The 13,513-nt window shown below is 69.7% G+C and carries 12 protein-coding genes; 2 read left to right on the top strand and 10 right to left on the bottom strand.

Annotated elements, in window-relative coordinates:
* Positions 1 to 235: 235 nt before the first annotated feature.
* Genes H483_RS37215 through H483_RS37205 form a run of 3 tightly spaced genes read right to left on the bottom strand, consistent with a single transcriptional unit; the run spans position 236 to position 4,566 of the window.
* Entirely contained in the window at positions 236 to 1,102 is an 867-nt protein-coding gene (locus tag H483_RS37215) for a TatD family hydrolase (protein WP_017838491.1), read from the bottom strand.
* Positions 1,103 to 1,111: 9 nt separating this feature from the next.
* Positions 1,112 to 2,950, bottom strand: a complete 1,839-nt coding sequence (metG, locus tag H483_RS37210) for a methionine--tRNA ligase (RefSeq protein WP_017838490.1) — start codon at positions 2,948 to 2,950, stop codon at positions 1,112 to 1,114.
* 59 nt (positions 2,951 to 3,009) lie between these two features.
* Positions 3,010 to 4,566, bottom strand: coding sequence for a BCCT family transporter (locus tag H483_RS37205; protein ID WP_017838489.1), 1,557 nt, complete (start codon positions 4,564 to 4,566; stop codon positions 3,010 to 3,012).
* Between the two features lie 81 nt (positions 4,567 to 4,647).
* On the opposite strand from H483_RS37205, the gene H483_RS37200 reads away from it, so the two are divergent.
* Positions 4,648 to 5,829 carry an aminodeoxychorismate synthase component I gene (locus tag H483_RS37200; protein ID WP_017838488.1) on the top strand — a complete coding sequence of 394 codons (1,182 nt, stop codon included), beginning with the start codon at positions 4,648 to 4,650 and terminating at the stop codon, positions 5,827 to 5,829.
* Between the two features lie 29 nt (positions 5,830 to 5,858).
* On the opposite strand, the gene rsmI is transcribed toward H483_RS37200, so the two are convergent.
* Positions 5,859 to 6,698, bottom strand: a complete 840-nt coding sequence (gene rsmI, locus H483_RS37195; RefSeq protein WP_017838487.1) for a 16S rRNA (cytidine(1402)-2'-O)-methyltransferase — start codon at positions 6,696 to 6,698, stop codon at positions 5,859 to 5,861.
* Positions 6,699 to 6,784: 86 nt separating this feature from the next.
* Here rsmI and H483_RS37190 point away from each other — a divergent pair, with 86 nt between their 5' ends.
* Positions 6,785 to 8,296, top strand: a complete 1,512-nt coding sequence (locus tag H483_RS37190; protein ID WP_031265364.1) for a dolichyl-phosphate-mannose--protein mannosyltransferase — start codon at positions 6,785 to 6,787, stop codon at positions 8,294 to 8,296.
* 5 nt (positions 8,297 to 8,301) lie between these two features.
* Here the strand turns inward: H483_RS37190 and H483_RS37185 are convergent, their stop codons facing one another.
* The 6 genes from H483_RS37185 to H483_RS37165 all read right to left on the bottom strand — a co-directional run bounded on the left by H483_RS37185 (position 8,302) and on the right by H483_RS37165 (position 13,397).
* Positions 8,302 to 8,700, bottom strand: a complete 399-nt coding sequence (locus H483_RS37185; protein WP_017838485.1) for a DoxX family protein — start codon at positions 8,698 to 8,700, stop codon at positions 8,302 to 8,304.
* Between the two features lie 5 nt (positions 8,701 to 8,705).
* On the bottom strand, positions 8,706 to 9,569 hold the full coding sequence (locus H483_RS37180; protein WP_017838484.1) for an SDR family oxidoreductase: 864 nt from the start codon (positions 9,567 to 9,569) through the stop codon (positions 8,706 to 8,708).
* Positions 9,570 to 9,648: 79 nt separating this feature from the next.
* The gene (locus H483_RS37175; protein ID WP_017838483.1) at positions 9,649 to 10,860 is read right to left on the bottom strand and encodes an NADH:flavin oxidoreductase; all 1,212 of its coding nucleotides are present in this window, start codon (positions 10,858 to 10,860) and stop codon (positions 9,649 to 9,651) included.
* 146 nt (positions 10,861 to 11,006) lie between these two features.
* Complete coding sequence (locus H483_RS0120285; RefSeq protein ID WP_017838482.1) at positions 11,007 to 11,411, bottom strand: hypothetical protein; 405 nt, start codon at positions 11,409 to 11,411, stop codon at positions 11,007 to 11,009.
* A gap of 128 nt (positions 11,412 to 11,539) precedes the next feature.
* Positions 11,540 to 11,830: a SelT/SelW/SelH family protein gene (locus H483_RS37170; protein ID WP_017838481.1), complete on the bottom strand. Its 291-nt coding sequence runs from the start codon at positions 11,828 to 11,830 to the stop codon at positions 11,540 to 11,542.
* A gap of 34 nt (positions 11,831 to 11,864) precedes the next feature.
* On the bottom strand, positions 11,865 to 13,397 hold the full coding sequence (locus H483_RS37165) for an MFS transporter (RefSeq protein WP_017838480.1): 1,533 nt from the start codon (positions 13,395 to 13,397) through the stop codon (positions 11,865 to 11,867).
* Between the last annotated feature and the right edge of the window lie 116 nt (positions 13,398 to 13,513).

The following is a 13,513-nucleotide window of genomic DNA, read 5'->3' as shown; positions in this document are numbered from 1 at the left end:
GTTCTCTCCTCGCATAGCCCACGGGCGCCCGTACGGACGCCCGCGTTTCATCACGGTAGCGTAACGAGTCGGCGCCGCAGGGGCAACGTGATGCGCCTGACATGCGACGACGACAACGTGGCCAGATCACGTTTCGTTACATTCTTCCCTTGGCACACTTGAGTCACACGGGCCACACCACCGGGTCCGGGCCGGTGGACGGGCGGACGACCGGGCAGGCGACCCGGACGCGGACTCAGAGCGTCAGCCCGAAGACCTCGCGGGCGGTGTCGGCGACCTCGGCGACGAACTCCTCCGGAGTCTGGCCGCGCACCTGCGCCACCACCCGCGCGGTGTACCCCACGAGCCCTGGCTCGTTGCGGGCCCCCCGGAACGGCTCGGGCGCCATGTAGGGGGCGTCGGTCTCGATGAGCAACTGCCCCGCCGGGGCCAGTCGGGCCGCCTCGCGAAGGTGCTCGTTCGCCTTGAAGGTCACGTTGCCGGTGAAGGACAGCACGTAACCGCGGTCCAGCGCCTCCCGGGCCACGTCGATCGGCGAGGAGAAGCAGTGCAGCATGACCTGCGGGATACCCGACCCGGGGCCGGCCACCTCGCCGAGGACGCGCATCAGGTCGTCGTCGGCGTCGCGGTTGTGGATCATCAGGCACTTGCCCACCTCGGCGGCGAGGGCCGCGTGCCAGCGCAGGGACTCCTCCTGCTCGGCCGGGTCCGCGCAGCCCTCCATCGTGCCCACCCAGTAGTGATCCAGACCGGTCTCCCCCACCGCCACCACGCGCGGATGGGAGGCCAACTCGCGCAGCCGCGCACGCACGGCGGGGCCCCGGTCCGGGTCGGTGACTTCACGCGCCCGGGTGGGGTGCACCGCGACGGCGGCGTAGACCCGCTCGTCGGCCTCGGCGGCCGCCACCACGGCCTCGGACTCGGCCAGGTCGTCGCCCACGGTCACCATCGCCGCCACCCCCGCCAGGGCGGCCCGGTCCGCCGCGCCACGCACCTCGTCCGCGGTGCGATGACCGCAGGAGTACAGGTGAGTGTGGGCGTCGACCAGACCCGGCAGCGGCTCGGGGAGGACGGGCGTCGGACGGGGCTTGCGCTTACCCATGGGTCCCGGTCACTCCGCCGGCTGGATCGGTGCCCAGGCGGGCCCGGTCTCGGCGAGCTCCGGGTCGACCTTGGCGAACAGGGGGTTGGGCTTGGCCAGCGGGGTCCCGGGGGTCAACTCGGTGCGCGCCCACCGGGCCTGTTCGGAGGCGTAGTCACCCATGATCACGGGATAGCTACGACCGGCCTCGGGCAACCCCGCGCCGACCAGGTCCACCGGCATGTCGTCGGTCACCTCGTGGACCTGCGGCGCCGCGGCCCACACCCCCTGCCCGCCGATGGCGCCGTGGATCTGCTGTGCGGCGGACGGCAGGTACGGGGTGAGAAGGGTGTTGGCGTCGGAGACCACCTGCAGGGCGGTGTGCAGGACGGTGCCCAGACGCTCGCGCTGGTCGGGGTCCTTGGCGAGTTTCCACGGTTCGGTGGCCGCGATGTACCGGTTGGCGGCGCCGACGATCCGCATGGCCTCGGTGGCGCCGGCCTTGAAGCGGGACCGCTCGAGATGGCCGCCGACCGTGGCGAAGGCGGCCTCCGCGTCGCGCAGCAGTTCGGCGTCCAGATCGGTCAGGGTCCCGGGCCGGGGGATCTCGCCGAAGTTCTTGTGCGCCATCGACACCGTGCGGTTGACCAGGTTGCCCCAGCCGCCCACGAGCTCGGCGTTGGTGCGTCGGACGAACTCGTCCCAGGTGAAGTCGGTGTCCTGATTCTCCGGCCCCGCCACCGAGATGAAGTACCTCAGCGAGTCGGGGCCGTACTCCGCCAGGAAGTCGCGGACGTAGATCACCACGCCGCGAGAGGAGGAGAACTTGGACCCGGACATGGTGAGGAACTCGGACGAGACCACCTCTGTGGGCAGATTGAGTGCGCCGAGCGCCCCCGGCTGTCCGCCGTGCGCGCCCCGGCCGTCGTAGCCGATGAGCTCGGCCGGCCAGATCTGCGAGTGGAAGGTGATGTTGTCCTTGCCCATGAAGTAGTGGGACACGGCCTCGGGGTCGGTCCACCACCGCCGCCACGCCTCGGGCTCACCGGAGCGCCAGGCCCACTCGATCGAGGCGGAGAGGTATCCCACGACGGCGTCGAACCACACGTAGAGCTTCTTGTCACCGCGGTCCTGCCAGCCCTCGACCGGGATCGGGATACCCCAGTCGATGTCGCGGCTCATCGCCCGCGGCCGGAGGTCCTCGAGGAGGTTGAGCGAGAACTTCAGGACATTGGGACGCCAGTCCTCGCGCCCCTTGAGCCAGTCCCCCAGCGAGTCCGCGAGCGCGGGCAGGTCGAGGAACCAGTGCTCGGTCTCGATGAATTTCGGGGTCTCCCCGTTGATCTTGGAGACCGGGTTCTTCAGGTCCGCCGGATCGAGCTGGTTGCCGCAGTTGTCGCACTGGTCACCGCGGGCGCCGTCGTAGCCGCAGATCGGGCAGGTGCCCTCGATGTACCGGTCCGGCAGGGTGCGGCCCGTGGACGGGCTCACGGCTCCGGTGGTGGTCTTGGCCACCATGTACCCGTTGCTGTGCAGACCACGGAACAGCTCCTGGACCACCGCGTAGTGGTTCCGGGTGGTGGTCCGGGTGAACAGGTCGTAGCTCAGTCCCAGGCCCGCCAGGTCGTCGACGATGACCCGGTTGTACCGGTCGGCGAGGGACTGGACCGACACGCCCTCCTTCTCGGCCTGCACGAGCAACGGGGTGCCGTGCTCGTCGGTGCCCGAGACCATCAGGACGTCGTTGCCGGCCATCCGCTGGTACCTGGAGAAGACGTCCGACGGCACCCCGAAACCCGAGACGTGACCGATGTGCCGGGGGCCGTTCGCGTACGGCCATGCGACCGCGGTGAGGACTGTCTTCGCCATGGGTCCCAGACTAGTGGTCGCGTCCGCGGGTTCCGTGGCGGGAGTACACCCCGATCACCTCAGGCGTTCTCGGCCGCCGGATCGTGCGAGAGCGACTTGTGGATCGACACACACAGGGCGATCAACACCAGCACGAACGGCGACGCCGCGATGATGGTCATGTTCTGCAGGCTCGACAGCGCGTTCCCGCCGCCGTCACCGGCCACCAGCATGATGATCGCGACCGCGGCCGTGAACGAGCCCATGAGCATGACGATCCACCGCGAGGGCTCCTCGATCCCGTACTGGGCCATCCCGCCCATGACGATCGACGCCGAGTCGGCCGAGGTGATGAAGAAGACGGCGATGAGCAGCATCGCCATCACCATCAGCACCCCCGCGAGGGGCAGCTCGCGGAGCAGGTTGAACAGCTGCGGTTCGAGAGAACCGTCCCCGAAGACGCTTCGCCCGGCCTCCTCGAGGTAGAGGGCGAACCCGCCGAAGATGGAGAACCAGATCACCGACAGGGTGCTGGGGACCAGGACCACGCCGATGATGAACTCGCGGACCGTGCGGCCGCGGCTGATCCGGGCGAGGAACATGCCGACGAAGGGCGACCAGGAGATCCACCACGCCCAGTAGAAGACGGTCCACGAGGACAGCCACCCGGCGGCCTCACCGTTCTCGCTGACCGCGGTGCGGGAGGCCATCTCGAAGAAGTCGGAGAAGTAGGTCCCGATCGTGGTGGGGATGAGGTCGAGCATGAAGAACAGGGCCCCGGAGAAGACGGCCACGAACAGGGCGAGCGAGACGGCCAGCACCAGGTTGATGTTGGACAGGATCCGGATACCGTTGCCGATCCCGGAGGCGGCCGACGCCAGGAACACCAGGCCCAGGACCACGATCACACCCACCACGAGAGCGATCCCACCACCGTCGACCGCGCCCGTCTCGTTGAGCCCGGCCCGGATCTGCAGCGCGCCCAGACCCAGCGAGGCCGCGGTGCCGAAGATGGTGGCCACGACCGTCGCCACGTCGAGGACCTTGCCGATCCACCCGCTGGCCCGCTTCTGGCCGATGAGCGGGACGAACGCCTGGGAGACCAGATGCCCGCGCTTGAAGCGGTACGCGGCCAGTCCGAGTGCGAGGCCGACGACGGCGTACATGGCCCACGGGTGCAGGGTCCAGTGGAAGGCCGTGGTGGCCATGGCCACGTCATACTGCTGCTCCTGCCCGGGGGGCGGGGTCTGGTAGTGGGTGAGCGGCTCGGAGACACCGTAGAACATCAGGCCGATGCCCATCCCGGCGGCGAACATCATCGCGATCCAGGACTTGGTGGAGTACTCCGGCTTCTCGTTGTCGCCGCCCAGACGGATGCCGCCGAAGCGCGAGAACGCGAGGTAGATCGTGTAGGCGACGACGGTGGTGGAGACCAGGATGAACAACCAGCCCACGGTCTCGACCACCAGCGAGAACGCGTTACCCGCGGCGTTCTCGAACGACGCTGTGTAGAACGCGCCCCAGACCACCACGATGAGGGCGATCACGGTGGTCGGGATGATCACGGCGAGGTCGGCTCGGGGCTTGGCGGCCGGAGTCGAGGCGGGGTCACTCTTCTGTTGGCTGGAACTGGACATTCTTGAAACCTTGTCAACAACTCACCCAGAGTGCAAGGTAACAACTTCTTCACCTGCACAGTTGCGTGTAAGCATGAACGGGTGCCCGACCGTCTGATAGCCGTCCCGGACCTGCTCCGCGCGCTGCACGGTCGGTCGCGGTCACTGGGTCTGGCGCCCCCCGCCGCCTTCCTCGGCGACTGGCATGACCACCGTGCCGTGCTGGTGCCGTCGGTGCACCTCGAGCCCGTCGCGCACCCCGCAGCTCTCGAGGATAGTGACCATCTCGTCGTCGTCTACCGCTCCTTCCCCGACACCGTGCCGGGCGCCGCCCCACCGCTCCCGGCCGCGGTGCGCGGCGAGGCCTCCGGATGGCTCTGTCTCGACGGCGACGGCCGGTGGTCGCGTCACGGCGACGCGCCCGACCCCGTCCAGGTGATGCGCGACCACGGTGTCGATCGAGGCGAGGAGGCACGGACCGACCGCCTCCCCCACTGGTCCGCCCCGGACCGGGCGGCTCACCGCTCGGCGGTCGTTGAGTGCCTCGAGGCGATCCGGGCGGGCGAGGTCTACCAGGCCTGCCTGAGCACCCGAGTGGACGGACATCTCCGCGCGGACCCGCTCGAGACCTTCCTCGAGATCTCCGGCCACGCACCCGCCTCACGATCGGCGTATCTCGAGGGTCCGTGGGGCGCGGTCCTGGGGTTCTCACCTGAGGAGTACCTGGTCCGCCGAGGTGACCGGGTGCGCTCCAGCCCCATCAAGGGCACGTTGTCGGCCGACCTCGACCCGGAACTGTTACTGGGGTCGGCCAAGGACGTCGCCGAGAACATCATGATCGTCGACCTGGTCCGCAACGACCTCGGACGCGTAGCCGACGTCGGCTCGGTGACCGTGACCGACCTGCTCGCCGTCCGGCCGGCACCCGGCGTACACCACCTGGTCTCCACCGTCACCGCCCTGACGACCGCGGACAACGCGGCACTGGTGGAGGCCACGTTCCCGCCCGCCTCGGTCACCGGGACCCCCAAGGCGCGGGCGCGGGAACTGATAGCCGGGTGGGAACCGCGGTCCCGGGGCCTGCACTGCGGGGCGTACGGCTTCTCCCTGGGCCGGGACCTCGAGCTCGCGGTCGCCATCCGCACTCTCGAGGTCACCCCCGACGGGCGCGTGGAGCTGGGCGTGGGCGGCGGCATCACCATCGACTCCGACCCCGACGCCGAATGGGACGAGTGCGTGCACAAGGCCGCGTTCACCTGGGGCGGCGGACCGCCACCCTGGTAGCCGTCGGCGCGGCGCGCCACGGCGGGTGGTCAGCCCCGCGCGTCGACGACCGCCTGGTAGAGCTCGCGCTTGGTCAACGACGACCCCTCCGCGACGATCGCGCACGCGTCCTTGAGCCGCTCACCCGCCTCGACCCGCTCTTCGACGATCTCCACCAGGTCCTCGGTCGTGGCGGCAGAGCCGGCGGCGTCCGCCCCCTCGATCACCACCACGATCTCCCCGCGCACCCCGTCGGCGGTCCGGTCGGCCAGGTCGCCGAGCGTGCCCCGCAGGACCTCCTCGTAGGTCTTGGTGAGCTCGCGGCACACCGCGGCCCGCCGACCCGGCCCCAACGCCTCGGCGGCCTCGGCGAGCGTCTCGGCGAGCCGGTGAGGCGACTCGAAGAACGCGCACGTGCGCTCCTCGGCGGCCAGGCGGGCCAACCAGGTCCGCCGGCGACCCGCCCGGCGCGGGGGGAAGCCGTCGAAGCAGAACCTGTCCACGGGTAGGCCGCTGAGGACCAGCGCGGTGGTCACGGCCGACGGGCCGGGCAGACAGGTCACCGGCAGGTCCGCGTCGATACACGCGGTGACCAGCGAATAGCCCGGGTCGGACACCGAGGGCATCCCCGCATCGGTGACCACGGCCACCACGTCTCCCGCCCGGACGCGGTCCATCAACTGGGGGACGCGACCCGCCTCGTTGTGCTCGTAGAAGCTCATGACCCGCCCCCGGATGGTCACACCCAGCGCGGTGGCGAGCCCACGCAGGCGCCGGGTGTCCTCGGCGGCCACCACGTCCGCCGAGGCCAGCAGGTCCCGCAACCGCGCCGAGGCGTCGCCCGGGTTCCCGATCGGGGTGGCGGCCAACACGACACGTCCGGACGTCATGCGCTCCAGACTATCCCCGGTCCGCGCCCACCCACTCGCCGTGCCCGTCTCCCCGACGTCCAGAAGGCCCCCATTATGCTCGCCGTGTGACCCCGACCCCAGGCGTGCGATCCCCGGGCCGCCCGCTCCCGGTTCCGGACACCGGCCCGGTCGACACCGCCCGCGACTGGATGGCCACCGCCGTCATCCTGGTGCTGGCCTTCCTCTCCCGCTTCTGGGGCCTGACCTCCGCTACGGACGAGGGCACCCCGGTTTTCGACGAGAAGCACTACGCGCCGCAGTCGTTCAGCATCGCGCAGTTGGGGATCGAGGAGAACCCCGCCTACGGGCTGGTGGTCCACCCGCCCGTCGCCAAGCAGATCGAGTCGCTCGGTGGCCTGCTCTTCGGCTACACGCCCCTGGGGTGGCGGTTCACCGCCGCGATCTGCGGCGTGCTGGTGGTGCTGATGGTCATGCGGATCACCAGGCGGCTGACCCGTTCCACTCAGCTGGGTCTGATCGCGGGCCTGCTGCTGTGTCTCGACGGGGTCACCTTCGTGACCTCGCGCATCGGCATGCTGGACATCTACCAGGTCCTGTTCGTCACCGCCGCCGCCGGCGCCCTGCTGGTGGACCGCGACCAGATGCGCGGCCGCATGCACCGGGCCGCTCTCGCCGGCCGGCTCCACCTGTCGGACTTCGGACCGCGACTGGGATTCCGCTGGTGGCGGTTCACCGCCGGTGTCATGCTCGGGCTCGCGCTGGGCGTCAAGTGGTCCGGCCTGTACTTCATCGCGTTCTTCGGACTCATGACCGTGGCGTGGGACTGGGCCCTGCGCAGCCGCTACGGTGTCCGGCGGCCCCTGGCGGGCGCCCTCCTGTGGGACTCCGTGCCCGCCTTTTTCTCGCTCGTCATCTGGCCCGTCCTGATCCAGATGTTCACCTGGCTGCCGTGGTTCGCGAGTGAGAACTCCGTCTACCGGCACGTCGTGGGCACCAAGGTGGAGGACAACTGGCTGCCCGACTCCCTGCAGTCGTGGCTCTATTACCAATCCTCCGTGCTGAGCTTCCACTCCTCGCTCACCACCTCGGCGGGCAATCGACACCCGTGGGAGTCCAAGCCGTGGACCTGGCCGATGAGCCTGCGGCCGATGCTCTACTACGTGGAACAGGGCGAGGACGTCACCGGCTGCGGCCAGGATTCCTGCGTCCGCGCGATCATGCTCCTGGGCACGCCCGCGATCTGGTGGCTCGCGATCCCCGTCCTCGGGTGGGCGTTCTGGCGGGCGGTGATCTGCCGCGACGGCCGGTATGCGTTCCCGCTCGTCGGCTACATGGCCGGCTACCTGCCGTGGTTTCTCCAAATCGACCGCCAGATGTACTTCTTCTACGCCGCGGTGATGGTGCCGTTCTTCGTCATGATGGTCGCGCTGGTGCTGGGCGAGATCGCCGGTAGATCCGACGACTCCCCCCGTCGGCGGACCATCGGCCTGGCGATCGTGTGCCTCTACCTCGCGCTGGTGGTGGCCAACTTCATCTACATGCTGCCCATCCTGTCCGGGATGCCCATCACCCCGACGGAATGGAACCATCAGCTCTGGCTGCCGTCCTGGCGTTGAGCCGGTTACCCGCCCAGCACCCTGTCGATGCTGAACCGGCCCGCTCCGACCGCGGCGATGAGCAGCACCCCCACCCCCAGCGCCACCACGAGCTCCCACCCGTTCTGGGTCACGAAGGGACCGTTGGTGGCGTGGACGAAGTACAGGGCCCCCGCCATGTCCACCGCCAGCAGGATCCCGGCCAGTGGGGTCAGGATGCCCGCGATGAGCGCGATCCCGGCGATCAGCTCGACCCCGGCGACCACCGCGGCGGTGACCTCCGGCTGCGGGATCCCGTACCCGGCGAACTGCTCCCCCACCCGGGCCAATCCCAGCGTGAAGAACTTCTGCCACCCGTGGGCCACGAACACCGCCCCGAGCCCGATCCGGGCCAGCAGGATCGCGGCGTCGTTGAGGGTCTCCATCCCCCTCACGGGAGGATTCCCTCGCCGGCCTTGTTGATCCGGCGGCTCAGTAGCCGCATCGCGAGCATGTAGAGGGGTGGCGCGAACTTCTGGGCGGCGAACGCCAGCCTGATGTCCGGCGAGGTGTAGACGATGTAGCGACCCTTGCGCACACCCTCGATCGTCTTGGAGGCCGCGACGTCCGGGGTGACGGCATGCCGACGGAACTGGTCCACCGTCTTGGCGACCTGCGGATCCGAGCGGTCCACTCCCGCGATCTCCACGGTCTCCACCAGCGGGGTGTCCACGCCACCGGGGCACACCAGGTGCACGCCGATCCCGTAGGGCGCCAGATCGAACCGCAGGACCTCGGCGATTCCGCGGATGCCGAACTTGGCGGCGCTGTAGGCGGCGTGCCACGGCAGGCCGAGCAGGCCCGCGGCAGACGAGACCATGACCAGGGCCGCGGGTCGCCGGGCGGCCATCATCGCCGGGACGAACGCCTCGATCACGTGGATGGTGCCCATGAGGTTGACCTCGACCATCGACCGCCACACGCGGTGTTCGAGGAGGTCAGGTCGCCCCCAGGCCGAGTTTCCCGCGACGTGGAAGACGGCGTGCGGGGCCCCGTGGGCGGCGACGACGGTCTCGCCGAACCGCATCACGGCCTCGTGGTCGGTGATGTCCAACACCTCGGAGGCGAGCACCGTGCCACCGGTGTCCCGGCAGGCGCTCGCCGCCGTCTCCAGGCCTGCTGCGTCACGGTCCGTCAGGACCAGCGAGGCGCCCTCGCCCGCCAACCGGATCGCCACGGCGCGGCCGATCCCGCTGGCCGCGCCGGTGACCACGCAGGTCGTGCCGCGGTAGTCGGTGATCCGTCTCCTCGACATGTGCTTCCCTTCCGGCCCGAACCGCTCAAGCGGGCCTCCTGGGGTCCCACCGTAGCGTCACGCCGGTCTCATCCAGGGGTCACGCGCGTGCGGGGATGGGCGGGACGTAGTCGCGCAACACGCAGCGGCTCCCGCTGTAGATCGTGGCCATGCACCGGTTGCAGTGCACGCACAGGGAGCGACGACGGTCGTCGGCCTGCAGCTTGAGGGGCAGGTCAGGCTCGCGCAGCAGACCGCGTCCCATGGCCACGAACTCGAACCCCGCGTTCATCGCCTTGTCGATCGACGGCCGGTCGACGATCCCCCCGAGCAGCATCATCGGCAGGCTGACGGCCTCGCGGATCTGGCGGGCGTCATCGAGCATGTAGGCGTCGGTGTAGGGGTACTCCTTGAACATCCGGGGGCCGACGACCTTCATCCCCAGCTTGATCACCGGCGGCTGGGTGGCCGCGAACTCGTGCAGCGGCGCGTCACCCTTGAAGAGGTAGATGGGGTTGAGCAGCGAGCTGCCCACGGTCATCACCAGGGCATCCGCCGAGCCGTCCTCCTCGATCCACCGGGCCACCTGGACCGCCTCATCGATCCAGAAGCCGCCGGGCACGCCGTCGTCCATGTTGAGCTTCATGGTCACCGCGATCCGGTCCCCCATGGCGTCGCGGATGGCGCGGCCGATGCGGCGGGCGAACCGGGCACGGTTCTCCAGCGACCCGCCGTAGGAGTCCTTACGCTTGTTGAGCCGGGGGCTGAGGAACTCGCTGACCAGATAGTTGTGCCCGAAGTGCACCTCGATCGCGTCGAAGCCGGCCTCCGCGGCACCGCGGGCCGCGCGGACATGGTCCTCGACGATCCGGTCGATGTCCGCCTCGGTGCAGGCCCTGGTCAGCGACATGCCCGTGGGGGCCGGGATCCGGGACGGCCCCATCGCCGGCATCCGGGTGGAGGCGGAGTTGGCCACCGCCCCCGCATGGCCGACCTGCGCGGAGACGGCCGCACCCTCGGCGTGCACGGCGTCGGTGAGCTTGCGGAGCATGCCGCCGTCACTCATACCCCAGTGATACTGGTGCCGGTCGGTCCGGCCCTCGGGAGAGGTGGCCAGGTAGGCGACGGTCGTCATGCCGACGCCGCCGCGGGCGTACTCGGCGTGGAACTCGATGAGCTCGTCGGTGACCCGACCCTCGGGGCAGCGGCCCTCGAACGTCGCGGCCTTGACGATGCGGTTGCGCAGCGTCACATTTCCGATCTTCGCCGGGCTGAACACATCGGGGGCGGGGGTTCCGGGTGCGAGGGGCATGGACGGACTATAACGCGTTTCAATTCGGCACACCCGCGCTTTGGCCAGCAGTTTTGCACTGAGTGCAAAGCCGGTTCCGCCTCCGGGCCGTCCACCGACGGCCACGGGGCGCCCGCCGGGGCCCTACCGGCCGCCCAGCGGCACGCTCAGCCCTGGGGGTTGAGTGACGTGGAGTCGATGCCCGCCAGTGCCTGGTCCACCAGGTCGGCCGCGGAATCGGTCGGCACCACCCTTTCCAGTGCACTTCCCACCCCCGGCACGCCGCCGACGAGCGCGGCGACGGAGCCGTTGGTGTCTCCGGCGAGCAGGTGGTCGATCGACGCGCCGAGCGCCGGGGCGATCACACAGACCGCACTGGTCGGCAGACCCGCCCCGGCGAGGTTGGCGACGCTGCCGGCATTGCACGCCGCGGTCGCCACGGAACCGACCGGGCCGCTCGCGGATCCCGGCAGCGAACCGGTGACGGAGCCGAGTTGCGCGGACGCCGTCCCGGCGCCCGCGAGAAGGGTGACGGCGGCCATGCCGCACACGGTGAGGAGCCTTCTGGACATGTCGTTCTCCCTGGTGTCGTCGAGTGGCGGCGGCCGCCGCCTGCATCTCAGCACATCAGAGTTTCCTTACCCGCAGGCGAACTTCGCGCGGATTCCGGGTGCGGTCACGGCGAACTGGCGCCGTCCGGTTACTCGGAGGGTCCGACCCGGTCGGCGTGACCGAGCGACTTGCCCGGAGCGACCAGATCGCGGACGGCCCGCTTCAGTTCGGTGATCTCGGGGAATCCGCCATCCCTCTTGCGGTTCCAGACCTGCTCGCCGTCGACATCGATCCGGAACGTCCCGCCCGTGGCGGGCACGAGCGCGATCTCACCGATCTCACCCTCGAAGGTCTGGAGTAGCTCGCCCGCGTACCACTGGGCGCGCAGCATCCACCGGCACTGCGTACAGAAGGTGATGGCGATCCGGGGAGACGGCATGCCGCCCACAGTGCCACAGGCGGACCATCCGGTTTCACTGCTGGGCGGGCTCCGTCGTCGTCGTCATCGTCGGATGCGGCTCGTACATCGAATCGATCTCCTCGACGCTCTTGCCGGTGGTCTCGATCCGGAACAGCCACGTGATGACCGCCCCGAGCAGAGAGGTCCCCACCAGGATCGCCAGGACCACGCTGGTGCCCCAGGAGACCAGCAGAATCGGGAAGAGGAACGAGGTGAGGACCGCACCCGACTTGGCGATGGACGCGGCCATGCCCGCCCCCGTCCCTCGCAGGGCCGTCGGGAACACCTCCCCCGCCACCACATAGGTCATGGAGTTGGGACCGAGGTTTGTCATGAACTGGAACAGGATGAACCCGGTGAAGACGAGCACCGTCTGCACCGACCCGTGGGCCAGGGTCGAGAAGGCGGCGATGGCGAGCCCGGTCGCGCAACCGAGGAAGCCCAGGATCTGCAGCCGCATGCGACCCCACCTGTTGACCAGCACGATGGCGACCAGGATGCCCACCAGGAGGAAGATGTCGATGAGCGCGGCACCCTTGGCGCCGAGCAGGTCCTCGTGGATGATCGCCGACGACGACGAGTCGCTACTGGCCACGTTCCCGAGGGTGGTGGCGATGATCGTCGGCGTGAAGATGCCGATGCCGTAGGTACTCAGGTCCTGGAGGAACCACGGGACCGACGCCAGGATTGTCGACCGACGCCACGGCGCCCTGAACAGCGCGCGGACGTCCTTCGTCGCGGTCCCGGCCCCGCCGTCCCGCCCGCCTGAGAGCGTCACGACCGAGGGGTACCGCGGCGTGCGGTCGAGGAGCTTGGTGAGCTCGACCTCGGCCTCCGCGCGACGACCCACGTTGGCGAGCCAGTGCGGACTCTGGACGACGAACACCCGGCCGACGGCGACCAGTGCCGCCGGCACCACGACGACGCCGAACATGAGTCGCCAGGAGTCGAGCGAGCTGGTGGTGCTGAGGATCGCGACACCGACCAGCGTTCCCGCCACGGCGCCGACCGCCTGGAACGCGAAGGCCGACAGCACCTTCCGGCCGCGGCCGGCGGTGGTCTGGGTCTCGGAGAGGATCGCGTGCGCGGTCGGGTAGTCGCACCCCAGCGCGACCCCCATCCCGAACAGGCACACGAGGAAGACGGCGAACCCGGGTGCCACGGTGGCACCGAGCAGGAACACGGTGAACAGGACCATCTCGACGAGGAACATCTGCTTGCGGCCGAAGCGGTCCGACAACCCGCCGAGGGCCGTGGCCCCGACCATGATGCCCGCGAGGGTCGCCGCGGTGAGCAGTCCCGTCTCCACCGCCGAGAGTGACCAGTAGGCGGTGATGAGCGGCAGGGCCACCCCGATGAGGAACACGATCAGTCCCTCGAAGAACTTGCCCGCCGAGGCGAGCCAGAAGATCCTGCCCTGCATGGTGGTCATGCCGCCCGCGACCGCCGGGGTACCGTCCCGCCACCAGGGGGTCTCGTCGATGTAGTGCTGAACCGTGGAGGGGGTCCCGGGGTCGTCGTCGCCCTCGGGCGCGGGTGTCGCCATGACGCAGAAGACTACTCAGATACCCCCGGGTACACCGGTGCCGCGGTAAACCCCGCGTGAACGCTCACGCGGCCCCCGGCCCGGCCGGGGCTAGGTGTTCTGTCCACGCAGGTTAG

The organism is Dietzia sp. UCD-THP, from assembly GCF_000349585.1.
GTDB lineage: Bacteria > Actinomycetota > Actinomycetes > Mycobacteriales > Mycobacteriaceae > Dietzia > Dietzia natronolimnaea_A.
This window is presented reverse-complemented; position numbering and strand designations above follow the sequence as displayed.